This is a genomic window from Microbacterium sp. Z6_144, from assembly GCF_057197625.1.
Genome location: NZ_JBXVPT010000001.1, coordinates 2,078,998 through 2,102,854, shown reverse-complemented (window position 1 = coordinate 2,102,854; position 23,857 = coordinate 2,078,998). Strand labels below are relative to the sequence as shown.

The following is a 23,857-nucleotide window of genomic DNA, read 5'->3' as shown; positions in this document are numbered from 1 at the left end:
ATGAGAGGGAGGACGCACGTGCGCATAGGAGAGGTCGCGCGAAGGGCAGGCGTGAGCACCAGAGCCCTCCGCTACTACGAAGAGCAAGGCCTGCTCGCCTCGGACCGCACCTTCAGCGGCCAGCGCACCTACCCCGACTCGGCCGTCGAACGCGTCCGCCTGATCCAGCAGCTCTTCACCGCAGGCCTGCCCAGCCGCACCATCCGCAAGCTCCTGCCCTGCATCGAAGCCGGGCACGCTTCTCCCGAAGCGCTCGAGCTGATGGCGGCCGAACGTGACCGCATCACCACCGCGATGGCAGACCTCGCCGCGGCGCGGGATGCTCTCGATCGAATGATCGACATCGCCAACCATCCGACTGCTGAACACTGTCCCCCCCTCCGAGAACCCGCCTGGACGCCGTACACCCCCGAACCCCGAGGAATGGCGGCGCCCGCCGACGCGGCCGCGTGAGCGCCTTGGACTACGCCAGGGAGCGCTCGTAGAACCGCCAGAGGTGCCGGAGGTCGGGTGGGATGTCGGTCTCGTCGTACGGTGCTCGCTCGACGAAGCCTCGGGATTCGTAGAGTCGGTGGGCGTCGCCCATGAAGCGGTTGCTATCCAGCCGGATGATCTGCGCCTGGAAGTGATCGCGGGAGCCATCGAGCAGCCAGTCCAGCATCCGAGATCCGAGGTGTACGCCGCGGTGCTCGGGACGCACGTACATCCGTTTGATCTCGACCACACCGGGATTCAGCGCCCGCACCGCTCCCACTCCGGCGGGCATCCCGTCGACCTCTGCCAGCGCGAGCAGCCCGCGGGGACGGCGGAAGCGGTGCAACGACGCGGGGGTGTGTTCCGCCTCGCCCTCCATGGAGAACCCGTACGTGCTCTCGAACGTCGCCAACGCCCACGTCATGTACTCCGTCATGAGCATCAGCACCGAGGTGTCGTCCGAGGGGAGCGCTTCCCGGATATGCCGTTCGGTCACCCCTTCATCCTGCCTCGATGTCCCCGGTGGCGAGAGACCGGGGACATCGGACGCTACTTCGACTCGAGGCGTCCGAGCGGAGTGGCGGCGCCGGAGAAGGACTCGCTCGCCACCGTCCACGCGTTCTCGTCGAGGCCCAGCTCGGTCCGAAGGAACGCCCACGTGAGCCACTCGACGGCGTCGACCAGTTCGGGGTTCTCATCCGCCGATTCGGCGGCGTCGTATCCCGGGACTCCACCCAGGCTGTGGCCGGCACCGAAGAGCTGGACCAGCGCCTTACGCCCGGGGGAGAGCGTGTAGGGGTCGGTGTACCAGTCGGGCCCGCGCACCGTCAGGTGCTCCGAGGCGTCGTCCGCGCCGGCGATCAGCAGAGCGGGCGTGCTCATGTGCGAGAACTCTGAGCCCGTGAAGACCGGGTAGTGCTCGCGCGCGTAATCGCTCAGCGAGTCGCCTCCGCGCCCTGGCGCCGACATCACGACCCCGGCCGCGAAACGCGGCTCGGTGAGATCGACCACGGAGCCATCGGCAGGATCGATCGTGCGGGCGCCCAGCAACAGGTTGGCCGTGAAACCGCCCATCGAGTGGCCGACGATCGCGGTCTTGTCCCGGTCGGTACGTCCGGCGAGCCCCGGCAACGCGGCCTCGATCGCGTCGAGGTGATCGAGGATGCGCGACATGTCCGTGGCGCGCGAGCGCCAGAACAGAGGAGCTTCCGGGTCGTCGGACTCGCGCAGACCGAGCGTGGCCGAGTCGAGGTGCGTGGGCTGGATGACCACGAACCCGTGCGCGGCGAGGAAGTTGGCGACGGGGCCGTACCCGTAGAGCGACGACAGGAAGTTCGCCGGCCCGTGTCCGTGCGACAGCAGGACGATGGGCAGGTCCGTGCCGTCGACGGGTGCGGACACGCGCACCTCCAGGTCTTTCACGCGATCCGGCGTGGAGATCGTCACCGGTGCGAGCGAGAGCACGGGGGATGCGGGGATCGGGGTTCGGGTGTAGCTGGTGTAGGTCATCGACGTGAGCCTCTCCGGGTAGTGAGTGATGAGCGAGGTGACAGAGAACGCCGCACGAGTAGAGTGGTAGCGGATCTGTGTTCCGGTAACGTTACGGAACAATGTTCCGCATTGTCAAGAGACAGGAAGAAGTTCGATGACTCAGCCGATGACGCCCACCTCGGCACCCCGCGCGCGTCGCACCGACGCGATGCGCAACGAGCAGCGGGTGCTCGTCGCCGCCGCCACCGTCTTCGCGACCTCCGGCGTCGATGCGCCGATCCGGGAGATCGCCGGCGCGGCGGGTGTCGGCCTGGGCACGATCTACCGGCACTTCCCGACCCGCACCGACCTCGTCATCGCGGTGTACGGCCATCAAGTCGAGGACTGCGCAGTCGCGGGCCCCCGGCTGCTGGCCTCGGAACGGTCACCCCTGGTCGCGCTGGAGGCGTGGGTGGACCAGTTCGTCGACTTCCTCGTCACCAAACACGGGCTGGCCGACGCGCTGGGGTCGGACGACGCCCGATTCCAGCGGCTGCACGAGCACTTCCTCGAGCGGCTCGTGCCCGTCTTCGCCGACATGCTGGCAGCGGCGGAGAAGGCGGGCCAGATCAGTGCGGACGCGGACGCGTACGAGGTGATGCGCGCGATCGGCAACCTGTGCGTGGGGAGCGACGCCGACGCGCGCTACGACCCGCGCCGCATGGTCGCTCTCCTGCTCCGAGGACTCCGCCGATCCGACTCCGAGGCGTGAGTGCGCTGCCCGCTCCCGCCACGGGGCGGGAACCGCATTCGTCACGCCGCGTGGCGTCGTAGCGCGACAGCCCGAAATAATCCGTCCGCCCGGCCGGTTGAGTATCCCATGCAGAGCGCGAACGAGACGAACAACCCGCTGGGTGCCTACCTGCGTGCGCGGCGGGAGCTCGTGACGCCGCGGCAGGCGGGGATCCCGGAGGTCGGCAGACGGCGGGTGCCGGGCCTGCGGCGGGAGGAAGTCGCCATGCTCGCCGGCATCAGCGCGGACTATTACCTGCGCCTGGAGCGAGGACGCGATCGCAACCCCTCGGCGCAGGTCCTCGAGTCGATCGCCCGGGTGCTCCGCCTCGATGACGAGCACGTCGCCCACCTCCTGGCGCTGGGCGCCGAGGCGCCGCGGCTCCATCGACGCCCTGCGCCCACGGAGACCGTGCCGCCCAGCGCGCTCAAGCTCCTCGATTCGCTGGTTCAGCCCGCCTTCATCGAGGGGCGGTATTTCGATGTCCTGGCCGCCAACCCACTCGCCACGGTGCTGAATCCGCGCCTCGCACCGGGCGGGAACCAGCTGAAGGATATGTTCCTCGACCCCTCCGAGCAGGCTCTGCAGCCCGACTGGGCAGACCTGGCGGAGTGCTTGATCGCGAATCTGCGGCAGTCCGCCGGCACGGCGGTCGATGATCCCCGTTTCATCGCTCTGGTGGGCGAGCTGTCCCGGGGCAGCGCGCTGTTCCGCGAGCTCTGGGCCCGGCACGAGGTGCGAGGACAGCGCGGGACTCTCATCCGGATCGTCCACCCTCAGGTCGGCGAGCTGGCCCTCAACCGCGAGCGCCTCAGCATCGGCGGGACCCAGGGCCTGATGCTCGTCGTCTATCACGCGGATGCGGGAACCGTCGCGGCCGAGAAGCTGGCGCTCCTCGCCTCCGCATCGGCGCCGGAGCGGACGCCGGGCGACCTGCTGGTCGACGCGGAGCGCTGACCGGAACCGCGGTACCGCGGTTCACCTCAAGGCCGAGACGGCGACCTCGGCGGCCTCCGCAACGAGCCGGTCGTCGTACTCGGCGTCCTGCGTGTCGCGTCCCGACAAGACGGCGATCACGATCGGTGCGCCCTCCGTGGGCCAGATGACCGCGATATCACCGCGGCTGGCGTAGCTGCCGGCGCCGGACTTGTCTCCGACGACCCAGTCGCGGGGCAGGTTGGCGCGCACGAGCGTGTCGCCGGTCTGCGTGCTGGTGAGCCACCCGGCCAGGAGTGCTTCTTCGTCGTCGGTCAGCGTGTCGCCGAGAACGTACTCGTGCAGGTTCTCGGCGAAGGCGCGCGGTGTGGTCGTGTCACGGTCGTCGCCGGGGGCGGCTTCGTTCAGTTCGGGCTCGTCGCGTGACACGGTCGTCACGTCGTCGCCGAGCTCGGCGAGCGCGGCGTCGAGTGCCTGGGGGCCGCCGAGGGCGTCGAAGAGGTAGTTTCCTGCGGCGTTGTCGCTGCGGGTCACGGCAGCCTCGGCGATCTCAGCGAGGGTCATCGTCTCACCGACCCGCTGCTCGGTGACCGGTGAGTGGGGGAGGAGGACGTCGGCGGTGATCCGCACGTCCTCCTCGAGGCCCTCGACGCCCCGCTGGTCGAGTACGGCTGCGGCTGCGATCGCCTTCACCGTCGACGCATAGGCGAAGCGCTCGTCATCGCGCCACGCCACTTCCGCGCCCGTTCCGGTGTCGAGGGCGTAGACGCCCACCCGCGCGTCGAATCGCGACTCGAGTTCGGTGAAGGCCGCAGAGGTATCGGGCGGTGCGATCGCGGTCGCCGCCGGGGCGGAGGCGGTCGGCTCCGTCGCCGGTCCGGATGCGGAGCATCCGGCGAGAGCCATCGCCCCCGACGCGGTGACGGCGACGGCGCAGGCCGCGAGACGACCGAGGACAGAGGAACGGGTCACGAGTACTCCATAGGGCGGGCGGCCCGGGATGGGCCGAGGGTGGCGGCGTCGGTGAGGTATTGGTGGTCGAGATGGAGGCACTGCGGGTCGTAGCCGGGGGCTGGTGAACCGTCCCCCGGTTCGCTGCCGCTCCTCTGGGGGTGCCCGCACCGGGTGGGGCGGACCAGGCGCCGGCGTCAGCCGCGCGGCACTGTCCCGCGGAGTTGCTCGGCGACAGGGCGGAGGATCTCGCCGAGCAACGCGATCATGTCCGGGGGGATGTGGTCGAGCACCTGCTCCCGGATTTGGTCCATATGTCCGGCTGCGGCGGCGAGGAAGGTGCGACGCCCGGTCTCGGTGAGAGCGACGTGCCGGTTCGTGCCGCGGCGTTCCCGAGTGACGAGCCCGCGCTCCGTCATTCGCGTGATGGTGTGGGAGAGGCGAGAGAGCGAGCCGGCCGTGATCGCGCTGAGCTCGTTCATCGGCGTGGAGTGGTCCGGTTGACGGTGCAGGGTCAGGAGCACGGCGTACTCGTAGTAGCCCAGACCCGCGTCGCGTCGCAGCTGTTGCTCCATGACGGTCGGGAGGCACTGCGCGATGATGTGCAGCTGGGTCCACGCGGATTCTTCGTCGTGGCTCAATGGCGGCCGGTGGCTCATGCTTCCCCCTCCACGCCAATGTCGCACAGTTGACTTGATTGTTCAAGTTGTACGACCTAGGTTCTACTTGAATCGTCAAGTTACGGGTAATCAAGGAGTGGCGTGAAGAAGATCGGATTCCTGTCGTTCGGGTATTGGAGTCAGGGGATGGGTTCGCGTGTGAGATCGGCCGGTGAGTCGCTCTCGCAGTCTGTCGATCTCGCCGTCGCCGCCGAGGAGATCGGCATTAGGGGTGCCTACTTCCGGGTGCACCACTTCGCGGAGCAGCAGTCCTCGCCCTTCCCGCTGCTGGCCACCATTGCCGCACGCACCAGGCAGCTCGACGTCGGCACCGGTGTCATCGACATGCGTTACGAGTCCCCGCTCTATTTCGCCGAGCAGGCAGCGTCGCTGGATCTGCTCTCCGGAGGGCGTGTGCAACTCGGCGTCGGACGCGGCTCGCCCGAGGCGGCCGACCGCGGCTACCGGCACTTCGGCCACGTTCCCGCAGCGGGTCAGGAGCCCGGGGAGATGGCGCGGGAGCACACGAAGCAGGCGCTGGCCGCCATCCGGGGAGCGGCGATCGCCGCCCCGAACCCGGAGCATGGCGCCGGCTTCGGCCGTCTGCCGGTGAGCCCACAGTCCTCGACCCTGCATGAGCGCGTTCAGTGGGGTGCCGGCAATCTCAACACCGCGCTCTGGGCGGCGGAGCAGGGGTTGGGGCTCATGAGCTCGACACTGATCATCGATGAGAAGGGCATCCCGTTCAGCGAGCTCCAACTCGAACAGATCGAAGGTTTTCGGAATGCGTGGCGGACGCACGGGTGGTCGTGGAGCCCCCGGGTCACCGTCGTTCGCAGCATCGTTCCGCTCGTCGACGAGGAGAGCCGGGCCTACTTCGGCACGAGCCTCGACCGGGACGAGGGGATCGGTGTCCTCAAGGGCACGGCCTACCGGTATGGCGCCTCATTCATCGGTGAGCCCGAAGATCTCGTCGAACGCCTCCGACACGATGTGGCACTGTCCGCTGCGGACACCGTTCTCGTCACTATCCCCAACCAGCTCGGCGTGGACTTCAACATTCGACAGCTCGCGGCAGTCCACGCCATCGGACGCGAGCTCGGATGGCACGACTGACCGGTTCGCGATGAGTCGGTCAGCAGCTGTCGGCGGTCCACGGCAGGACCAGAGGACCTACCTCCGTCATGACGCGCGGCCTCCCCTGAGGCCCCGACGACAGGTGCGTCCGGCGCGACGGGGCCTGCGAGGATGACATCCGTGACCGAGTTCCCCCGCGCGTTCCGCGCTCCGATGCGGTCGCGGAACGACGACGTGCCGGACGGTGCAGCGGTGGAGCGCGCGCTTTCGGAAGATCTGTGCGGCCTCGGTGGGATCCTGGCATCGCAGCCGGAGTCGCTCGGGGAGGCGACCGCCGGCCTGGCTGCCCACCACGATGAGCGGATGGCGCGCCGCCTCGAGCGATTCGCTGCTGTCCCCAATGGCGCCTTCGTGTGGACCCGGGACGTCGACGGCCTCTTCTGGCTCGGGCGCCTCGGAGGACCCTGGCGTTACGACGGCAGCGCCGAGGCAGCGCGCGTCGACCTCGTTCACGTGCGGCGCTGCTCCTGGCTGGACGATCCGGTTTCCGAGAACGACGTTCCCCGGCGCGTGCTTGTCGCGTTCGCCCGGGGAGGCCGCAACTGGCAGGAGATCCACGACCGCGCGGCGGCCGAGGCATCAGCGCGGCTGTGGCGGCGCTGACGCGACCAGATGCGGTGAGGTGCCCGGCCCCAGGTCGGGTCCCGTCGCGAAGAGATCCGTGGCATTGTCGTAGCGGCGGGCCGTGTGCCCGGCTCGGAGGGAACATCATGCAGCAGCGCGAACTCGGCCGCACCGGCCGCACCGTCTCGGCCATCGGCCTGGGCACCTGGCAACTCGGGGCCGACTGGGGTGAGGTCACCGATGATGCGGCCCGCGCCATCCTCACCACGGCGGCGGATCGCGGCGTGACCCTGTTCGATACCGCAGATGTGTACGGGGATGGACGCAGCGAGAGGTTCATCGGGGCCTACCTCGCGGAGCATCCCGGAGCGGACATCTTCGTCGCGACCAAGTTCGGACGCCGGGTGGAGCAGACGCCGGAGAACTACACGCCGGAGAACTTCCGCGCCTGGGCGGACCGTTCGCGCCGCAACCTCGGCACGGACACGCTCGATCTCGTGCAGTTGCACTGCCCGCCCACCGAGGTGATCGAGAGCGACGCGACGTACGACGCGCTGGACGCGCTCGTGGCCGACGGCACCATCGCCGCCTACGGCGTATCGGTGGAGACGACGGCGCAGGCCCTCGCCGCCATCGCACGGCCGAACGTGACGAACGTCCAGATCATCTTCAACCCGTTCCGGTTGAAGCCGCTGGATGAGGTGCTCCCCGCCGCGCGCGCGGCCGGAGTGGCGATCTTCGCTCGGGTGCCACTGGCGTCCGGTCTGCTGTCGGGCAAGTACACCGCCGACACGACGTTCGCCGCCGACGATCACCGCGCCTTCAACCGGCACGGTGAGTCCTTCGACCGCGGCGAGACCTTCTCGGGCGTCGATTTCGAGGTCGGCCTTGCCGCCGTTGCGGAATTGACCCAGGCGCTCCCGGAGGGGGTGTCCCTCCCGGCCGCCACCCTCGCGTGGATCGCCTCCCAGCCCGGCGTCACGAGCGTCATCCCGGGAGCCCGCAGCGTCGCACAGGCGGAGAAGAACGCGGATGCGGCGGCCGTCCTGTCCGACGTCGATCTCAGCGGCTTCGACGCGGCCGTACATCGCGTGTACGACGAGCGCCTGCGGGCGGACATCCACCCGCACTGGTGACATGCGGTTCACCCGCGCAGAACTGGAGTCGTTCCGGGGCGCCACCATCCCCGACCTCGTGCCGGAGCATCCGAAGCTCCTCTTCGTGGGCATCAACCCGAGTCTGTGGACCGCGGCGACCGGAACGCCGTTCGCCCATCCGGGCAATCGGTTCTACCCGGCGCTGGTGGCGGCGGGCATCCTGCCCCGCCTTCCCGCCTTCTCCGAGCCGTTGAGCGTCGAGGACCGGCGGATGATCCTCGACGCCGGGATCGGGATCTCGGCGCTCGTCCGCCGGGCCACCTCCCGCGCCGACGAGCTGACCCGGGACGAACTGCGGGACGGCGCGGAGCGCGTGGCCGTGGACGTGCAGCGCTGGCAGCCGCGCGTCATCGCCGTCCTAGGCGTGACGGCCTACCGGCAGGCGTTCGGATACCCCCGCGCGTCGGTGGGGCGGCAAAGCAACGAGATCGCGGGTGTCCCGACGTGGGTCGTCCCGCACCCGAGCGGACTGAACGCGCACGACACCGTCGCGTCGCTGGCGACGGCGTACGCCGAACCGGCCCGGGCCGCGGGCATCCTCTCCTGAAGTCCGGCCACCGCTCGCAGCGCCCGTCAACGCCGCGTCAGCCGATCGGGACCACGCCCGTGCGGATCCCCCACAGCACGGCCTGCAGGCGGTCGCGGGAGCCCGTCTTCTGCAGGATCTGCGCCAGGTGGTACTTCACGGTCGTGGTTTCGACGAACAGCCGCTCGCCGATCTCCGCGTTCGACAGCCCCTCGGCCAGCAGCCGCAGGACGTCGAGTTCGCGCTCGGTCAGCGCCACCGCGGTCGCTCCGCCGCTGCGGGATGCGACTCCGGGCCGCCGCTCGGTGAACTCCTTCAGGATGCGGCGGGTCAGTCGCTGATCGAGCGTCCCGTCGCCCGCGGCCACGGAGCGGATGGCTCCCAGCAGTGCCGCCTCGTCGGCCCCCTTGAGCAGGAACCCGGCAGCTCCCGCTTCCAGCGCGGCGAAGACGTCTTCGTCGATGTCGAAGGTCGTGAGCACCAGCACGTCGGTGGACAGTGCGGGGTCGCTGGTGATCGCCCGGGTCGCGGCGATCCCGTCCGTTCCCGGCATCCGGATGTCCATGCACACGACGTCGGGATGCAGCATCCGGGCCATCGCGATCGCCTCGGCCCCGTCGGCCGCTTCGCCGACGACCTCGAGGTCGTCCTCGGCCCCGATGATGACCGAAAGCCCGGCCCGCACGATGGACTGGTCGTCGGCGATGAGCACTCGGATCATCCGGCGTTCCTCTCTGGTGGTCGCGGGATGACGAGTTCGTTCCGCCACCCGCCGTCCGGTTGCGCGCCGGTGCTCAGTCGCGCCCCGATCAGTTCGGCACGCTCCCGCATGCCGGCCAGGCCGTACCCGTCCGAGCGTGCGGTGACATCGCGGGGTGGCGCCTGATCGCTCGGCTCGTTGCGCACGACGATGCGGACGGCATCCGCACCGGCCTCCACCCGCACCTCGGATGCGGCGCCGGGAGCGTGGCGCGCAGCGTTGGCCAGCGACTCCTGAACCATCCGGTAGGCCGCCGTCTCGGCGAGCGGCCCGAGCGGCGGCGACTCACCCTCGACGACCAGGTCCACGCTGCGGCCCGACTCCCGGGCCTGGGTGATCAGGGCGGGGATGCGGGAGAGCGACGGTGGTTCGGCGGGCGCCTGAGGCCCCGCCCCCGCCCCGTCGTCCTCGCGCAGCAGTCCGACGGTTCGGCGCAGGTCGGTCAGGGCGGTGCGGGCGTCGGCCTGGACGGCGGCGAGCATCTCGCGCGCGCGTTCCGGATCGGTCCGGGTCAGTGCCGACGCCGCCTGCGCCGAGACGATGATGCCGGAAAGGTGGTGGCCGGCCACGTCGTGGAGTTCGCGGGCCAGCGCGGTTCGTTCGCTGCGCAGTGCACGTTCGGCCCTCTCGCGGCGCTCGCGCTCGAGGAACAGGGCCCGCTCGCGATGCGCGAGAGCGAGCTGCTCCCTGTTGCCGACGTATTCGGCGGCGGCGACGGGTAACCCGTAGAGAACGACGATCCGCGACATGCTCGCAATGACGATGGCGGCTGCGGGCATGCCGGCCAGCGTCATCGCGACGGCACCGACGGCGACGGTCGCGGCCGCGGCGACCCCGACCGGGACGAGGGAGGCGGGCCACCGCAACCGCCGCCACACGGCGTAGGTCGCAAAGAGGACCGCGAGCGCCCCGATCCCCAGCTCTCCGCCGCTGGTGGCGAGGATCGCCGCATCCAAACCGACGACCGCGGCCAGGGCGGCAACCGGAAAGCGTGTGCGTGAGACCAGGGCGAGGGCCTGGAGCGCCACCATGGCGGCGTGGGCGACGGGCGGGACCGGCGAGATCACCGGGTCATCGAAGCTGCCGGCGAAGTCCACCCCGACGTACCCCACCGCGACGGCGAGGACCAGCACGGGCACAACCGCGACCCGCCACCCCGATGCGGGGGGAGGTGCCGCGGGCTCGGACATGGTCAGAGTCAACCACGACGGGTGCCGGCGCGCAGTCGCGCCGACACCCGTCGTCTGATCGGAGCGGATCACTGATCCGCCAGCGTCTCGTCCAGCACGTCGAAGATGACCTGGTACTTCTCCTCCAGCGGCTCTTCCGCCTCCGGGTCGGCGATCGCCCACGGGAGCGCGCTGACGGCGATGGTGACGGCGGTTCCGTCGGGGGCCACGGCGTTGCGCGTCTGCATCCCCTGGATGTCGCCCCCGTGTCCCCAGGCCAGGCCGCCGTCATCGAGCGAGAAGCTCTGCAGGCCGAGGCCGTACGCGTTGTCCGGGTGGAAGGGGTCGGGCGCCGGGACCGTCTGCTGCATGAGCGCCAGGCTCTCCTCGCTCACGAGGTCGCCGCGGAGCAGCGCCTGCATGAAGAGATTCACCTCGGTCGGGGTGGACACCAGCGCGCCGGCGGACCATGCCGTCGAGGTGTCGAGGTCGGTGATCTCCCGCAGCTCTCCGGGGAAATCGGCGTGGTACCCCTCGATGTGGTCGCCGCGCAGCTCGCGCTCGGCCGGTCCGGGGAGGTAGGTGTGCTCCAGCTCCAGCGGCTGCACGATCCGCTCGTCGATCTGCTCCCAGAGGGCGCGCTGTGTGACGCGCTCGATGAGGAGACCGAGGACGAAATAGTTCGTGTTGCTGTAGTCGAAGCGCTCGCCGGGGGCGAAGTTGGCCGGCTGGGAGAGACCGATGTCCACCATGTCACGCGCCGAGACGTAGAGCTCCTGCGACCCGAAGGCGTCCAGGGCGAACTCCTCGGCGTTCTCGGCGAGGCCGGCGGTGTGCTGCAGGAGGTTCCGCACGGTGATGGCCGTCCCGTCGATGCCTTCGCCGGCGATCACGCCGGGCAGGTAGGTGTCGATCGGTTCGTCGAGGGAGACCAGACCCTCCTCGACGAGCTGCATCACGACCGTCGCGACGAACATCTTGGTGTTGCTGCCGACGCGCACCTCGCCGTCCTGCGGGGTGTCGCGGTCCGAATCCAGGTCGCCGTCGCCGACCAGCACCTCGATGCTGGTGCCGTCGGGGTGGGTGATGGCGGCCTGCGCGGCGGGGTAACCGGCGTCCACGATGGATTGCAGACGCTGCTCGAGCCTCTCGCGCTCGGCATCGGCGGGGGTGCTGCGCGCCGCGGCGCCGAAGGCGAACGCGCCGACGACGAGGGCAGCGGCGGCCGCGCTGGCCAGCACGATCCGGCCGCGGCGCTGGGGGCGCCCCTCGGCGGGGGAGGAGGCGGGGGCGGGGGAGGTGGTGTTCTCGGTCATGACACCAGCATCTGCCTTCGCATCGGCCGGCACCCCGGCCGCGGGATCAGTCCGCCCTGTCCGGAAGAACAGGACGCTGCGCCGCGCCCCCCGGTCCGTCGACCCGAGCCCCGACGGTTGCCGCCGACCCCCGGGAGGGGGCACGCTGTGGTCAGCACCCCTCATCCGGAAGGATCTCCCATGGCAGACACCCCCGTACCCCCCGCGATCGCCGCGTTCGTCGACGCCACCAACGCCGGCGACGCGGAGGGGTTCCTCGCCGCGTTCACCGATGACGCCGTGCTGTCGGATTGGGGCCGGGTCTTCCGCGGACGCGACGGCGTCGCGCAGTGGAACCAGACCGACAACATCGGCAAGCGGGCGCACTTCTCCCTGGTGGACATCGCCCCCGGCACGGGCACCGGTTCCTTCGTGGTGACCCTCACCGTCAGCGGCGACGGCTACAACGGCACCGGGCCGATGACGTTCGAACTGACGGACGGCCGGATCTCGCGCCTGACGATCGCGCCGGAGTAGCTGGGGTAGCCGGAGTAGCCGGAGTAGTCAACGGCGCTTGCCCCGCGCGGCGCGGAGGCCGACCATGGGGGAGTGACCGATCTCCGCCGCCCCGCACCCCGCGCTGCCCGCGGCGTCGCGATGGCCGTCGCCGCCGTCCTCGTCGCCGGCGGTGGTGTCGCCGTGTGCGTCCTCGCCGACCGAGGTGGCACGTCGACTCCGGCGGCGACCGCGCCGCCGGCGCCGCCGGCTCCGAGCATCGCGCCGTCACCGCGTGCGACGACGACTCCGACGCCATCCGGATTCCCCGCCAACACCACGGCATACGCGCTGGATCCGTTGCCGCAGGTCGACGTGTACGCCGTCATCCCGGGCCTCCCGGTGGACGCCGATCCGTACGGGCCCCTCACCGGCGAGCTGGCGCGCGCGACCGCCGAGCGGGTCCCGGTCTTCGCCGATCCGACCGGGGAGCCGGTCGCCGCGCTTCCGCGGGACCACCACTACGACGGTACGACGGTTCCCGTGATCGAGCGGCAGGAGCATTGGGTGCATGTGCTGCTCACCGGTCGAGCCGCGTTGCCGTCGACGGGCAACCCGGCGCAGCTGACCGGGTGGGTGCGAGCCCAGGACGTCGAGTTCACCGCTGCGCAGGCGACGATCGAGGTCGACCTCGGCGCCCGCACCCTGGACATCGTCACGGCTGACGGAGCCCGCGAACGCGTGGCCGACGACTTCGCCTGGGGAACGGAGGCGACTCCCACGCCCCGTGGCCGCTCGTTCGTCATGATGGTCCGCACGGAAGCGGCGCTCGCCTACACGCGGGGTCATCCGCTGGTGTACCTCTCCGTCCAGTCGCCCACCCTCGACGGCTTCGGGGGCGTCCCGGTCGCCGTCACGGCGTTCCACTACCACGACGCCCGATCGGGCGCGATCTCCAACGGCTGCATCCGGCTCGCGCCGGAGGCCATCGACCGCCTCGGGCAGCTGCCCGTGGGAACCCCCGTCGTCATCCGCTGAGCAGGGACCGCCTGCCGGCAGCGGCGCACGGTCTCGGCCGATATCAGGCCTTCGCCTGCTCCTCTTCCCTGGGCGAGCGGACGGCCGCGTCGCTGGAGAGGTCGACTCCGCGGGTCTCCGGCGAGACCGCGACGCTCACGATGATCAAAACGCCGGCGACAACCGTCAGCACGACCGGCGTCAGACTCAGCGGCATGAGGGTCGACAGTCCCGCCTGGTAGGCGGCGAAGAAGCCGGGGATCACGACGGCGAGGGAGTATCCGATGCCCCAGCCGGAGGAGCGGATACGGGTGGGGAAACGCTCGTTGATGTACGAGGGCAGGGTGCCGATCGTGAAGCCGTTGACGCACTGCACGAAGAACACGATCGCGACCAGCCCGAAGAAGGGGATCTGGATGTCGCTGCCGAGGACGAGGAACAGCCCCGACATCACGACCAGGACGAGGCTCCCCGCGAACAGCAGGACGGGCTTGCGCCCGAAGGTGTCGCTGAGGCGCCCGGAGAGCATGTACGCGAACGGGACGATGATGTTGGCGAAGATGATGCTCAGGGTCAGATCGGTCGCGGTGAACCCCTCGCGGGCCAGCAGCAGCTGGGGGATGACCGAGCCCACCATGTTCACCATGAAGAACACCCCGGTCATCAGGACGAACACCTGGATGAACGCGGTGATGTGCGTGCGTCCGAGCATCTCGCGGATCGGGTTCTTGGCCTTCTCTGCCTCGATCCAGATGACCGACTCCTCCACGTCGTTGCGGAGGTACCGCGCGACGACCCACGCGAAGATCGCGCCGATGACGAACGGGATCCGCCAGCCCCACTGCACGTAGGGCGAGTCGATGTCGCCGGCGGGGGAGATCTGCAGGGCGAGGAAGGTGAACACCGCGATCGCGAGGTAGCCGATCGTCGAGGCGCTCTGGACGAAACCGCCGATGAAACCGCGCCGTGACACCTTCGCGTACTCGATCGCCATGGGCGTGGCCGCGGTGTACTCGCCGCCGAGGAAGATCCCGTCGACGAAGCGGAGGAGGAGGAGAAGGGTGATCGCCGCGACGCTGCCGATCTGCTCGGCGCCGGGAAGGCACGCGATCAGGAGCGTGATGAGACCGAACCCGTACATCGAGATCGCCCCGACGCGCTTACGCCCGAGCTTGTCGGCGAGGTGACCGAAGAGGAACGCACCGATCGGACGACCGAAAAGCGTGGTGGCGAGCGTGAAGCCGGTGACCACCGCCGTCTGCCCCGCGTCCATGCCCTGGGTGAAGTAGATCATCGCCGGCAGCAGAGCGATCGAGGGGAGGTAGATGTCGAAGGAGTCGACGAGGAACCCCCAGAAGGCTCCTCGGATCGCCCGGCGGCGGCGGACGGTGGGATCGGTCGTCGACGTGTCGACCCCTGCGGCAGTGCTCATGGTCATCCCTTCGGACGAAAGCCCTCGTCGGCTCTCGACGCACGCCACCGTATGACCGCGGACGATCGCCGCGCCCCGCCGGGTGGCGGGCAGTTCGTGCCCGCCGGCGCGCCAGATGGCGGTGCGGAGGGGTCGGCGATACCGGCAGGATGGTGGCGGTCGCACCGACGAGACCCGGGTGAGAGAGCGCAATGGAACACATCGGCACCACGGACAGGACCGGGAGCGGTCCGCGGATCGCCCGGCCCCCGTTCGACCCCGAACTCGAGGCGGCCCTCACCGCGCTCGCCGACGGCGTGCCGCAGACGGTCACCCCGGACATGATCGAGACGATGCGCCGCAACCCGCGGGTGCGCGTGACGGCCGAGATGGCCCATGCCGCAGGACTGGTCACGCGGGATGTGCGCGTGCCCGGCCTCGACGGCGCATCGCTGGTCGCCACCGTCCTCGAGGCGCGCGGCCGGCGCCGCGGCGGCCCGGCGATCGCGTACCTGCACGGGGGCGGCATGATCGTGGGTGACCGCTGGTCGGGGGTCGCGGCGCTCTTCGACTGGCTGCACCGCTACGACGCGGTGGCCGTCTCGTTCGAGTACCGCCTCGCGCCGGAGTTCCCCGACCCGTATCCGGTCGAGGACTCCTACGCCGGCGTTCGCTGGCTCCGTGACAACGCCAGCGAGCTGGGCGCCGATCCCGAGCGAATCCTCCTCGTCGGCGCCAGCGCGGGGGGCGGGCTCGCGGCGGGAGTGACGCTCCTCATGCGCGACCGCGGCGACCGGCCGCTCCTCGGCCAGCTTCTGATGTACCCCATGCTCGACGATCGCGATCGCAGTTCCTCCACGCTGCAGATCGACGGGGTGGGCGTCTGGGATCGTGGCAGCAACCGCACCGGGTGGACCGCCCTCCTGGGCGACCGGCGGGGCACCGCGGATGTCTCCATCTACGCCGCCCCCGCGCGGGCCACCGACCTCTCGGGCCTCCCCCCGGCTTTCATCGACTGCGGAAGTGCCGAGGTGTTCCGCGACGAGGATGTGGCCTACGCCAGTGCCATCTGGGCGGCGGGCGGGGAAGCCGAGCTCCACGTGTGGCCCGGGGGGTACCACGGCTTCGAGGGGTACGCGCCGCAGGCCGCTCTGTCACAGCAGATGCGCGACGCACGCGACCGCTGGGTGCACCGGCTCCTGGAGTATTGACCTGCCCCGTTCGGCCGGCGTGGCAGGATGAACGCGGGCGCGCGCGAGGGAGCCGAGCATGCAGGAGCTGATGGGCCGGGTCACGTCACTCGATCCCACCGTGAGCGAGAGCTTCAGGGTGATCTCCTACTTCGACGCCCTCGTGGCGGGCGGGGTCAACCTCGAGACCCTCGTGCGGGGGGCGGCGGCACTGTCCGGCGCGGTCGCCGGGCTTCAGGCCTCCGGCAGGGTCATCCGCGTCGATGCGTCCGGGAGGCGCCTGGCAGACCCTGTCGACGCCGATCCGGCCAGCGGCTGGCTGACGCTCTGGGTGGACGAGTCGGCCCGGATCTGGCTGGAGCGGGACGGCGAGCGGCACATCAACGACCAGCTGGTCCTGGAACGGTGGGGGCTGGGCGTCGCGTCGGTGCGCGCCCGCCGAGTGGCAGCACCCGACGATGCCGTCGAGGCGGTGCTCGATGCCGCGCGCGCCCCGGCCGACCGCGAGGCCGCCGCGACGCGGCTCCGATTGGACCCGGGCGCCCTGTGCGTGCTCGCGACATCCCCGGAGGTCACTCCCACCGGGCCGTCCCGGCTGGTCGCGACCCGGTACGGCGTCGTGCGTGCCACCGTCTCCCGCGGCACGGCTGCGCTCCCCCGCGGGGGAAGGGGAGCTCCGGGAGCGGTCCTGGACCTGCCCCGATCATGGGAGTCGGCGCTGGTGGCGTACCGGCTCTCCGACGACGCGACGCCCGTGATCGACGCCGCCGAGTACGGAGTGCTGCTGGACGCCGTCCTCGCCGCCCACGCCGCCGGCCGAACGCACCCGGATGTCGCCGTCCTGGCCGGCCTCGACCCCCACAGTCGATCGATGCTCGACACGCTCGCCCACGCCGAGAGCGTGCGGGCGGCCGCGGTGGCGATGGGCATGCACCACTCCACCCTGCAGGCGCGCCACGACGCCCTCACCCGCGTGCTCGGGTACGACCCGCGCACGCCGGTGGGCCGCACGCGATACGAGGTCGCCCGCATCCTGTTCCGCCTGTCGGTGCGGGCGGAGTGAGCCGCTCTCCCCAGCCGCCGGTGCCCGGGCCGCGGGGCCGGGGAACCCGCGAGTAGCGTAGGCCGCGTGTCCCTGGTCCCGCGTATCGCCGTGGTCATCCCGTGCCGTAACGACGCGTCGTTCCTGGACGCGTGCCTCCGGGCCCTGGCTGCCCAGACCCGTCGGCCCGACGAGGTCATCGTCGTCGACAACGCCAGCACCGACGGCTCCGGCGACGTCGGCCGGCGCCACGGCGCGCGCGTCGTGTCGGAACCGCTCGTGGGTATCTGGCCCGCCGCCGCGCGCGGCTACGACGAAGCGCTCGGGTTCGATCTCATCGCACGCGTGGACGCCGACTCGCGGCCGCATCCCGACTGGGTCTCGCGCATCGTGCAGTCCTTCGTCGCCGACCCCCACCTGGGCGTTCTCACCGGCGGCGCGGAGTTCTACGGCTCCACACCGCTCGTGAACTACCTCGGCGCCCACTGGTACATCGGGGGCGGAACCTACTGGGTGCGGCAGTGGCTGGGAATCCCGCTGGTCTTCGGATCGAACTTCGCGATGCGCTCGAGCGTGTGGGCGCGGGTGCGCGACGAGGTCGACCGCACCAACCCCCGCATCCACGACGACCTCGACCTGACCATCCACCTCCGCCCGGCCGACGGCGTCCGATACGACCCGCACCTGCGCATGCCGGTCTCCGCCCGCCCGTTCGCGCGCCCCTCCGCGCTCCTGAGGCGCGTGTGGCGGGTCGTCCCCACCTTCGCCGCCAGCTGGCCGACCGGTGCGCCGTGGCACCGCGCACGGGAATCCCACGAAGCGCACCCGCTGGATGCCGCCCGCATCTCCTGGCCCGCGGACGGCGCGCCCACCGAGGACCGGAAGAGGTGACGATGCAGATCGAGTTCGACTCCGAGGTGTATCGCTGGAACGCGCGTGAGGACTCGGCATGGTATTTCGCGGAGGTCCCGGAGGAGCTGAGTGCCGACATCCGGGAGATCATGGAGCCCTTCGCGCGGGGCTTCGGCGCGGTGCGCGTGGAGGCCACGGTCGGGACGACGACGTGGCGCACCTCGATCTTCCCGGGTTCCTCGGGCATCTACTCGCTCCCGCTCAAGCGCGCCGTCCGCGTGGCGGAGGGCCTCGTGGACGGCGGCCCCCTGACCGTACGGCTCGACATCCTCGACGGCTGAGATGACGCCTGCCACCGGGATCGCCGTGGGATGCGCGCTCGCCGCGTACGGCTTCTTCGCCGTGCAGTCGGTCGTCCTCGCGGTCCTGGACGCGCGCACCCACCGGCTGCCCGATCGGTATGTCCTTCCGGGATACCCGGTCGCCACCGTGCTGCTGACCGGTTCCGCTCTCACCTCCGGCGCTGCGGACCGCCTTCTCGTCGCCGCCGGGGGTGCGCTGGCCCTGTTCGCCTTCTACCTGGTGCTGCGGATGCTCCGCTCCGCCGCCATGGGCGGGGGAGACGTCAAGCTGGCCGGAGTGGTGGGCGCCTACCTGGGGTTCATCGGGTGGGACGCCGTGCTCACCGGCGCGCTGGCGGGGTTCCTCCTCGCCGGGTTCTACGCGCTCTTCCTGATGGTCGCGCGGAGGGCGCGGGCGGCGACGGCGATCCCCTTCGGGCCGTGGATGCTGGGCGGGGCCTGGTTCGCGATCATCGCGGCCCTTCTGCCCTCGCTCGGCGCGGACTGACGGCCGGCCGGTCGGGCGTCAACCCCCGGATCCCGGACGGGCCAGCCGATAGCCTGACGATATGTCGAGCACGGTGCTGTCCCGCGTCACGGCCTGGGCGCTCGCGCGTCGCCCGGTGCGCGCTGCTTTGCTGTACACCAGGGCGCGCGGACCCATGCTCGCCGACTCGGTCACCTACCGAACCCTCTTCGCGTTGTTCGCCGGGGTGCTCCTCGGGTTCTCGGTCGCGGCGCTATGGCTCGCGGGCAACCGCGAGGCGTGGCGCGCCCTCGTCGGCGCGCTGGACGCGGCCATCCCGGGGCTCCTGGAGCTGGTCGACCTCGACAAGCTCCCGGAGCCTGCCGGTCTCAGCATCGCCGGCGCCATCTCGGTCGTCGCGCTCGTCGGCGCGGCCATCGGCGCGGTGGGATCGCTGCGCTCGGCGCTGCGCTCGATCGCCGGCATCGCCACCGACGACATCCTGTTCGTCTGGGTCATCCTCCGCAATCTCCTCCTGGCCATCGGCATCGGTGCCGGCCTGGCCGCGGCGGCGGCGACCACGTTCCTCGCCACCGCCGGACTCACGCTGCTGACCGGCTGGCTGGGCATCCCGGGGGGCTCTCCCGCGCTCGGGTTCGTCGCGTGGCTCGTGTCGGCGCTGGTGGTCTTCGCGCTGGACACGGTCGTGGTCGCGGCATCCTTCCGTCTGCTGTCCGGCGTACGTCCTCGGGCGCGGACGCTGTGGACCGGCGCGATGCTGGGCGGGTTCGGCCTGACCGTGCTTCAGCAGCTGTCGGGCTTCTTCGTCGGCGGAGCGTCCAACAATCCGCTGCTGGCCTCGTTCGCCTCCCTCATCGCCCTCCTGTTGTGGCTCAATCTGTCGAGCCAGGTCATCCTGATCGCTTCGGCGTACATCGTCATCGGCACGGAGGAGGACGAGGACCGCGTGGGCGCGCGCCACGGCGCCAGCACTCTCGCGCAGTTCCGGGTGCGCCGCGCCGAGCGCTCGGTGCAAGCCATGTCCGACGAGTTGCGCGCCGCACGCGAGGCGGAGGCGAAAGAACGCGAGAATGCCTGAGCGCGCGCTCGTCCCCGCCTACACCGCCGCTGCGGTCCGTGCTGCCGAGGCGCCGCTGCTCGCCGCCGGCGAGCCTCTCATGCGGGAGGCCGCCTCCGCCCTCGCCGAGGTCGTGCGCGAGCGGCTGGCGCAGGCGCCGGGCCGGGTGCTGGTGCTGGCGGGAAGCGGTGACAACGGGGGCGACGCCCTGTACGCCGCCGCGGAGGTCGCGTCACCGGGCCAACCCGTGGACGTGGTCCTCACCTCCGACCGGGTCCACCGGGAGGCACTGGCCGCCGCGATGAGCGCCGGCGCCGAACTGCGAGCGGCGGGGGAGGTGTGCCGGGAACCGGCGACCTATGCCCTCGTGCTCGACGGCATCCTCGGCATCGGCGCCTCCGCCGACCCGCGCCTGCGCGGTGTGGCCCGCGCCGTGGTCGAGTCGCTCCTCCCGGTGATCCGCGCGGGCGGCACGACGGTGATCGCTGTCGACCTGCCCAGCGGCCTGCATCCCGACGACGGTGACGCCGACGACACGGTGCTCCCCGCGGATACGACCGTCACCTTCGGCGCCGTCAAGGCCGGCCTCGTCCGCGGCCGCGGTCCGCGGCTGGCCGGCGACCTGCGGCTGGTCGAGCTTGGCCTTGAGCCCGCTCTGGCGCGCACCAGACCGGCCGTGACCGGACCGGTTCCGGTCGTGCGCGTACCCCGCACTCAGCGGGCGTAACGCTCCACGAACCGGCGCAGAATGCGGCCGGGCTCGGTGACGCGCACACGCCGGACAGCCGCCAGGGTGGCATCCATCTCGTCCGGGGGGAAGTAGCCGTACCCGGCGTACGCGCGGATGCGTGTCGTGATGCCGTCGACATCCAGCTCGGGGTGGAACTGGGTGGCGTAGACGTTCTCTCCCACCCGGAACATCTGCACGGGGCATCCCGGCGACGACGCCAGCAGCACGGCCTCAGGCGGCAGCGAGCTGATCGATTCCTTGTGTCCGACGAACGCGTCGAACGTGCGCGGCATCCCGGACAGCAGGGGGTCGTCCGCCCCGGCGTCGGTGAGCGAGACCGGCACGATGCTGATGGGCTCGGCGTACCGGCCGTCGATCGCCGCGCCCAGGTGCGTCCCCAGCGTGCCGACGCCGTAGCAGGCGCCGAGGAAGGGGATATCACGCGCCACGACCTCCGGCAGCAGGGCGGCGAATTCGGCTTCCACGCGCTGCTGGACGGCGGACTTCCGCGCGACGGGGTCGGACGCGTTGAAGGGGCTGCCGCCGACGAAGATCCCCGAGATCGCGTCCAGGTCCAGGGGAGGGAGCGGTCCCGCCTCCAGCCGCACACGCTGCAGCTGGTCGGCACGCAGTCCGCTGTAGCGCAGGAACAGCGCGTACTCCTCGTCGGCGGGGTCGTCCTCCGCGCGCGTGGCGAGAAGGACGAAGGGGCGTTGCGTCACCACGGTCACGACGCGAAGGTCACCAGGCCCGGCTCGACGGCCGAGACGAGGTGCGGATGGTGCGCCACGGCGCGGACGGTGTAGCCGAAGGGGCCGGTCACGTCGAGGTCGAGGACCCCTTCGAAGACGGTCGGACCGCCGTTCCCCCTCTCGCCGGGCGTGAGCGCGAGGATCGCGCGCTCACCGGTCAGCTCGCCGTCCGGGTCGGCGCGGCCCGACACGAGTTGCACCGCCACATCCTCCGGAGCCAGCGCGCCCAGCTCCACCTCGGCGCGCACCCCCAGTCGGTTGCCGGCGTGCGCCTGCTGGGAGATTCCCGTGGCATCCACGCTCAGCACCCGGACGGCAGACCAGCCCGCGCGCACGCGGGTGAGGTACGCGGCGAGCTCGGCGGCTGCGGCGTACCCGTCGGCCGTCAGGGCGCGGGCGTGGACGGAGGCGGGCGCGTAGAGGTCGGTGACGTACTCCCGCACCATCCGGTCGCTCGTCGCCTTCGCCCCGAGGTCCGTCATCGTGTGGCGCACGCGATCCAGCCACGCCCGCGGGATCCCGCCCTCGCGCTCGTAGTACGCCGGGATGAGCTGATGCTCGATGAGGTCGTAAAGGGCCGCGGACTCCAGGTCGTCGCGCTCCTCGTCGCTCGTGGCGCTGTCGGCGGTGGGGATCGCCCAGCCGTTGCGGCCGTCGTACCACTCGTCCCACCAGCCATCGAGCACCGACAGGTTCAGCGCACCGTTGAGCGCGGCTTTCATGCCCGAGGTGCCGCACGCCTCCAGCGGGCGGAGCGGGTTGTTCAGCCACACGTCGCATCCCGGGTACAGCGTCTTGGCCAGGGTGATGTCGTAGTCGGGCAGGAACACGATGCGCCCGCGCACCCGGGGGTCGCGGCTGAAGCGCACGAGCTGCTGGATGAGCTGCTTGCCCGAGTCATCGGCCGGATGCGACTTGCCGCCGATCACGATCTGCACCGGTCGCTCGGGGTCGGTGAGAAGCCGCGTGAGCCGCTCGGGGTCGCGCAGCATGAGGGTGAGCCGCTTGTAGGTGGGCACCCGCCGGGCGAATCCGATCGTGAGGACCCCGGGGTCCAGGACCTCCCCGGCCCAGGCTCCGGCCGTCGACCCCGCCGCCTCGGACAGGCGTCGCCGCGCCTCGGCGATGAGTTCGTGCTTCATCTCGGCGCGCACCGCCCACAGCTCCCCGTCCGAGACCAGCGCGCCGTCGCGCCAGTCGTGCTCGGTCGTCAGCGCGTCGCCGAACGCCCGCTCGCTGAGGCCCTTCAGAGCCGGGTGCACCCACGTGGGGCCGTGGACGCCGTTGGTGATCGACCCGATGGGCACTTCGTCGGTGTCCACTCCCGGCCAGAGCGCCCCGAACATCGATCGGCTGACCTTGCCGTGGAGCGCCGACACGCCATTGGCGTGTTGCCCGAGGTGCAGTCCGAGGACGGCCATGTTGAAGACGTCGCCGTCGCCGCCGGCGTACCCCTCGCCCGCGAGCGCGAGTGCGCGTTCCGTGTCGAGCCCGGGCAGGAGGCCCGTCGCGAGGTACTCGGCGACGAGCCCGCGGGGGAAGCGGTCGATACCGGCGGGGACGGGGGTGTGCGTGGTGAAGACGGTGGATGCGCGGACCTGCGCCAGCGCGGCGTCGAAGGACAGGCCCGCCCCGCTGATGAGCTCCGACATGCGCTCGAGCCCCTGGAAGCCCGCGTGGCCCTCGTTGGTGTGGTAGACCTCCGGCTCGTCGCGGCCGGTGACCCGGGTCCACGCCCGGACGGCCCGGACGCCGCCCACCCCGAGCAGCAGCTCCTGCAGGAGACGGTGCTCCCCGCTTCCGCCGTACAGGCGGTCGGTGACGCGGCGGAGGTCTTCCGGGTTGGAGGGGGTCTCCGAATCCATGAGCAGGAGCGGCACGCGCCCGATGTCGGCGACCCAGATGCGTGCGAACAGGGTGCGGCCGCCGGTGACAGTCAAGGAGACCTCGACCGGCGAGTCGTCGGATTCCCGCAGGAGCGTCAGGCCCAGGCCGTAGGGATCGAGCACCGGATAGCTCTCCCGCTGCCAGCCGTCTTCGCCGATGGACTGGCGGAAGTATCCCGCGCGGTAGAACAGCCCCACGCCGGTGAGCGGAACGCCGAGGTCGGACGCGCTCTTGAGGTGATCGCCGGCGAGGATGCCGAGGCCGCCGGAGTACTGCGGGAGAGAGCCGTCGACCCCGAACTCGGGGGAGAAGTACGCGATCGAGCGGGGTCTGGGCTCGGGCAGGCTCTGGAACCAGCGGTCGCCGGTCAGGTACGCCTGCAGGCGCTCGTCCTCCTCGCGGACACGCGAGGTGAAGTTCTCGTCGCCGGCGAGCTCGTCCAACCTCGACTGGCCGAGAGCCCCCAGCATCCGGGACGGGTTCTCGCCCACCTGCTGCCACAGCTGCCCGTCCATCGACGCGAACAGCGCATGCGTGCCACGGCTCCAGGACCATCGCCAGTTGGATGCGAGGCGGTCCAGCGGAGCGAGCGGCTCGGCGAGCACGGGCCGGACGGTGAACGTACGCAGGGCCTTCACCCCAGCGAGTCTAAGTGACCCGGAGGCCGGCCCGCGGTGGTCGACGGGTGGGGGCTACGCTGTCGGA

The 23,857-nt window shown here is 71.0% G+C and carries 26 protein-coding genes; 16 read left to right on the top strand and 10 right to left on the bottom strand.

What is annotated here, in order from left to right; all coding sequences use genetic code 11:
* Positions 1–453 (top strand): MerR family transcriptional regulator, encoded by a 453-nt coding sequence (locus tag AC2DGY_RS10295; protein WP_484509599.1) that lies wholly within the window; start codon positions 1–3, stop codon positions 451–453.
* Between the two features lie 10 nt (positions 454–463).
* Here the strand turns inward: AC2DGY_RS10295 and AC2DGY_RS10290 are convergent, their stop codons facing one another.
* Both AC2DGY_RS10290 and AC2DGY_RS10285 read right to left on the bottom strand, forming a co-directional pair.
* Entirely contained in the window at positions 464–970 is a 507-nt protein-coding gene (locus AC2DGY_RS10290; protein WP_484509598.1) for a GNAT family N-acetyltransferase, read from the bottom strand.
* A gap of 53 nt (positions 971–1,023) precedes the next feature.
* On the bottom strand, positions 1,024–1,983 hold the full coding sequence (locus tag AC2DGY_RS10285; protein WP_484509597.1) for an alpha/beta hydrolase family protein: 960 nt from the start codon (positions 1,981–1,983) through the stop codon (positions 1,024–1,026).
* 136 nt (positions 1,984–2,119) lie between these two features.
* Here AC2DGY_RS10285 and AC2DGY_RS10280 point away from each other — a divergent pair, with 136 nt between their 5' ends.
* Positions 2,120–2,716: a TetR/AcrR family transcriptional regulator gene (locus AC2DGY_RS10280; protein WP_484509596.1), complete on the top strand. Its 597-nt coding sequence runs from the start codon at positions 2,120–2,122 to the stop codon at positions 2,714–2,716.
* Positions 2,717–2,824: 108 nt separating this feature from the next.
* Entirely contained in the window at positions 2,825–3,694 is an 870-nt protein-coding gene (locus tag AC2DGY_RS10275) for a helix-turn-helix transcriptional regulator (RefSeq protein WP_484509595.1), read from the top strand.
* 21 nt (positions 3,695–3,715) lie between these two features.
* Here the strand turns inward: AC2DGY_RS10275 and bla are convergent, their stop codons facing one another.
* Together bla and AC2DGY_RS10265 are read right to left on the bottom strand one after the other, a co-directional pair.
* On the bottom strand, positions 3,716–4,645 hold the full coding sequence (gene bla, locus AC2DGY_RS10270; RefSeq protein WP_484509594.1) for a class A beta-lactamase: 930 nt from the start codon (positions 4,643–4,645) through the stop codon (positions 3,716–3,718).
* A gap of 176 nt (positions 4,646–4,821) precedes the next feature.
* The gene (locus AC2DGY_RS10265; RefSeq protein WP_484509593.1) at positions 4,822–5,283 is read right to left on the bottom strand and encodes a MarR family winged helix-turn-helix transcriptional regulator; all 462 of its coding nucleotides are present in this window, start codon (positions 5,281–5,283) and stop codon (positions 4,822–4,824) included.
* 102 nt (positions 5,284–5,385) lie between these two features.
* On the opposite strand from AC2DGY_RS10265, the gene AC2DGY_RS10260 reads away from it, so the two are divergent.
* The 4 genes from AC2DGY_RS10260 to AC2DGY_RS10245 all read left to right on the top strand — a co-directional run bounded on the left by AC2DGY_RS10260 (position 5,386) and on the right by AC2DGY_RS10245 (position 8,688).
* Complete coding sequence (locus AC2DGY_RS10260) at positions 5,386–6,399, top strand: LLM class flavin-dependent oxidoreductase (protein ID WP_484509592.1); 1,014 nt, start codon at positions 5,386–5,388, stop codon at positions 6,397–6,399.
* A 141-nt stretch (positions 6,400–6,540) separates the two neighbouring features.
* Positions 6,541–7,023, top strand: coding sequence for a GAF domain-containing protein (locus AC2DGY_RS10255; protein WP_484509591.1), 483 nt, complete (start codon positions 6,541–6,543; stop codon positions 7,021–7,023).
* Positions 7,024–7,130: 107 nt separating this feature from the next.
* The gene (locus AC2DGY_RS10250; protein ID WP_484509590.1) at positions 7,131–8,120 is read left to right on the top strand and encodes an aldo/keto reductase; all 990 of its coding nucleotides are present in this window, start codon (positions 7,131–7,133) and stop codon (positions 8,118–8,120) included.
* 1 nt (position 8,121) lies between these two features.
* Complete coding sequence (locus tag AC2DGY_RS10245) at positions 8,122–8,688, top strand: mismatch-specific DNA-glycosylase (RefSeq protein WP_484509589.1); 567 nt, start codon at positions 8,122–8,124, stop codon at positions 8,686–8,688.
* Positions 8,689–8,725: 37 nt separating this feature from the next.
* On the opposite strand, the gene AC2DGY_RS10240 is transcribed toward AC2DGY_RS10245, so the two are convergent.
* The 3 genes from AC2DGY_RS10240 to AC2DGY_RS10230 all read right to left on the bottom strand — a co-directional run bounded on the left by AC2DGY_RS10240 (position 8,726) and on the right by AC2DGY_RS10230 (position 11,912).
* Positions 8,726–9,388, bottom strand: coding sequence for a response regulator (locus AC2DGY_RS10240; RefSeq protein WP_484509588.1), 663 nt, complete (start codon positions 9,386–9,388; stop codon positions 8,726–8,728).
* The gene (locus AC2DGY_RS10235) at positions 9,385–10,617 is read right to left on the bottom strand and encodes a sensor histidine kinase (protein WP_484509587.1); all 1,233 of its coding nucleotides are present in this window, start codon (positions 10,615–10,617) and stop codon (positions 9,385–9,387) included. The genes AC2DGY_RS10240 and AC2DGY_RS10235 overlap by 4 nt, the downstream gene beginning before the upstream one ends.
* Before the next feature lie 68 nt (positions 10,618–10,685).
* Positions 10,686–11,912 (bottom strand): serine hydrolase domain-containing protein, encoded by a 1,227-nt coding sequence (locus tag AC2DGY_RS10230; protein WP_484509586.1) that lies wholly within the window; start codon positions 11,910–11,912, stop codon positions 10,686–10,688.
* Positions 11,913–12,092: 180 nt separating this feature from the next.
* On the opposite strand from AC2DGY_RS10230, the gene AC2DGY_RS10225 reads away from it, so the two are divergent.
* Entirely contained in the window at positions 12,093–12,428 is a 336-nt protein-coding gene (locus AC2DGY_RS10225) for a nuclear transport factor 2 family protein (protein WP_484509585.1), read from the top strand.
* Between the two features lie 72 nt (positions 12,429–12,500).
* Complete coding sequence (locus tag AC2DGY_RS10220) at positions 12,501–13,424, top strand: L,D-transpeptidase (protein WP_484509584.1); 924 nt, start codon at positions 12,501–12,503, stop codon at positions 13,422–13,424.
* A gap of 43 nt (positions 13,425–13,467) precedes the next feature.
* On the opposite strand, the gene AC2DGY_RS10215 is transcribed toward AC2DGY_RS10220, so the two are convergent.
* Complete coding sequence (locus AC2DGY_RS10215) at positions 13,468–14,835, bottom strand: MFS transporter (protein WP_484509583.1); 1,368 nt, start codon at positions 14,833–14,835, stop codon at positions 13,468–13,470.
* Between the two features lie 191 nt (positions 14,836–15,026).
* On the opposite strand from AC2DGY_RS10215, the gene AC2DGY_RS10210 reads away from it, so the two are divergent.
* The 7 genes from AC2DGY_RS10210 (at position 15,027) to AC2DGY_RS10180 (ending at position 20,510) form a co-directional block, all read left to right on the top strand.
* On the top strand, positions 15,027–16,025 hold the full coding sequence (locus tag AC2DGY_RS10210; protein ID WP_484509582.1) for an alpha/beta hydrolase: 999 nt from the start codon (positions 15,027–15,029) through the stop codon (positions 16,023–16,025).
* Positions 16,026–16,083: 58 nt separating this feature from the next.
* The gene (locus tag AC2DGY_RS10205; RefSeq protein ID WP_484509581.1) at positions 16,084–17,067 is read left to right on the top strand and encodes a helix-turn-helix domain-containing protein; all 984 of its coding nucleotides are present in this window, start codon (positions 16,084–16,086) and stop codon (positions 17,065–17,067) included.
* 66 nt (positions 17,068–17,133) lie between these two features.
* A complete protein-coding gene (locus AC2DGY_RS10200; protein ID WP_484509580.1) occupies positions 17,134–17,937 on the top strand; it encodes a glycosyltransferase family A protein in 804 nt (267 codons plus the stop codon).
* 2 nt (positions 17,938–17,939) lie between these two features.
* The gene (locus AC2DGY_RS10195) at positions 17,940–18,239 is read left to right on the top strand and encodes a DUF1905 domain-containing protein (protein WP_484509579.1); all 300 of its coding nucleotides are present in this window, start codon (positions 17,940–17,942) and stop codon (positions 18,237–18,239) included.
* Between the two features lies 1 nt (position 18,240).
* Positions 18,241–18,747: a prepilin peptidase gene (locus tag AC2DGY_RS10190; protein ID WP_484509578.1), complete on the top strand. Its 507-nt coding sequence runs from the start codon at positions 18,241–18,243 to the stop codon at positions 18,745–18,747.
* Between the two features lie 61 nt (positions 18,748–18,808).
* Positions 18,809–19,804 (top strand): YhjD/YihY/BrkB family envelope integrity protein, encoded by a 996-nt coding sequence (locus AC2DGY_RS10185; RefSeq protein WP_484509577.1) that lies wholly within the window; start codon positions 18,809–18,811, stop codon positions 19,802–19,804.
* A complete protein-coding gene (locus tag AC2DGY_RS10180; protein ID WP_484509576.1) occupies positions 19,797–20,510 on the top strand; it encodes an NAD(P)H-hydrate epimerase in 714 nt (237 codons plus the stop codon). The genes AC2DGY_RS10185 and AC2DGY_RS10180 overlap by 8 nt, the downstream gene beginning before the upstream one ends.
* Here the strand turns inward: AC2DGY_RS10180 and AC2DGY_RS10175 are convergent.
* Both AC2DGY_RS10175 and glgP read right to left on the bottom strand, forming a co-directional pair.
* Positions 20,498–21,244 (bottom strand): glutamine amidotransferase, encoded by a 747-nt coding sequence (locus AC2DGY_RS10175; protein WP_484509575.1) that lies wholly within the window; start codon positions 21,242–21,244, stop codon positions 20,498–20,500. The genes AC2DGY_RS10180 and AC2DGY_RS10175 overlap by 13 nt on opposite strands.
* Complete coding sequence (gene glgP, locus AC2DGY_RS10170) at positions 21,241–23,790, bottom strand: alpha-glucan family phosphorylase (RefSeq protein WP_484509574.1); 2,550 nt, start codon at positions 23,788–23,790, stop codon at positions 21,241–21,243. Before glgP ends, AC2DGY_RS10175 begins: the two co-directional genes overlap by 4 nt.
* Positions 23,791–23,857: the final 67 nt, after the last annotated feature.

Coding starts and splice junctions, on each gene's coding strand:
- AC2DGY_RS10190 (WP_484509578.1), top strand. CDS start 18,241: ATGACGCCTGCCACCGGGATCGCCGTGGGATGCGCGCTCGCCGCGTAC.
- AC2DGY_RS10275 (WP_484509595.1), top strand. CDS start 2,825: ATGCAGAGCGCGAACGAGACGAACAACCCGCTGGGTGCCTACCTGCGT.
- AC2DGY_RS10225 (WP_484509585.1), top strand. CDS start 12,093: ATGGCAGACACCCCCGTACCCCCCGCGATCGCCGCGTTCGTCGACGCC.
- AC2DGY_RS10240 (WP_484509588.1), bottom strand. CDS start 9,388: ATGATCCGAGTGCTCATCGCCGACGACCAGTCCATCGTGCGGGCCGGG.
- AC2DGY_RS10250 (WP_484509590.1), top strand. CDS start 7,131: ATGCAGCAGCGCGAACTCGGCCGCACCGGCCGCACCGTCTCGGCCATC.
- AC2DGY_RS10180 (WP_484509576.1), top strand. CDS start 19,797: ATGCCTGAGCGCGCGCTCGTCCCCGCCTACACCGCCGCTGCGGTCCGT.
- AC2DGY_RS10185 (WP_484509577.1), top strand. CDS start 18,809: ATGTCGAGCACGGTGCTGTCCCGCGTCACGGCCTGGGCGCTCGCGCGT.
- AC2DGY_RS10195 (WP_484509579.1), top strand. CDS start 17,940: ATGCAGATCGAGTTCGACTCCGAGGTGTATCGCTGGAACGCGCGTGAG.
- AC2DGY_RS10295 (WP_484509599.1), top strand. CDS start 1: ATGAGAGGGAGGACGCACGTGCGCATAGGAGAGGTCGCGCGAAGGGCA.
- AC2DGY_RS10230 (WP_484509586.1), bottom strand. CDS start 11,912: ATGACCGAGAACACCACCTCCCCCGCCCCCGCCTCCTCCCCCGCCGAG.
- AC2DGY_RS10285 (WP_484509597.1), bottom strand. CDS start 1,983: ATGACCTACACCAGCTACACCCGAACCCCGATCCCCGCATCCCCCGTG.
- AC2DGY_RS10210 (WP_484509582.1), top strand. CDS start 15,027: ATGGAACACATCGGCACCACGGACAGGACCGGGAGCGGTCCGCGGATC.
- AC2DGY_RS10215 (WP_484509583.1), bottom strand. CDS start 14,835: ATGAGCACTGCCGCAGGGGTCGACACGTCGACGACCGATCCCACCGTC.
- AC2DGY_RS10245 (WP_484509589.1), top strand. CDS start 8,122: ATGCGGTTCACCCGCGCAGAACTGGAGTCGTTCCGGGGCGCCACCATC.
- AC2DGY_RS10265 (WP_484509593.1), bottom strand. CDS start 5,283: ATGAGCCACCGGCCGCCATTGAGCCACGACGAAGAATCCGCGTGGACC.
- AC2DGY_RS10235 (WP_484509587.1), bottom strand. CDS start 10,617: ATGTCCGAGCCCGCGGCACCTCCCCCCGCATCGGGGTGGCGGGTCGCG.
- AC2DGY_RS10280 (WP_484509596.1), top strand. CDS start 2,120: ATGACTCAGCCGATGACGCCCACCTCGGCACCCCGCGCGCGTCGCACC.
- AC2DGY_RS10205 (WP_484509581.1), top strand. CDS start 16,084: ATGCAGGAGCTGATGGGCCGGGTCACGTCACTCGATCCCACCGTGAGC.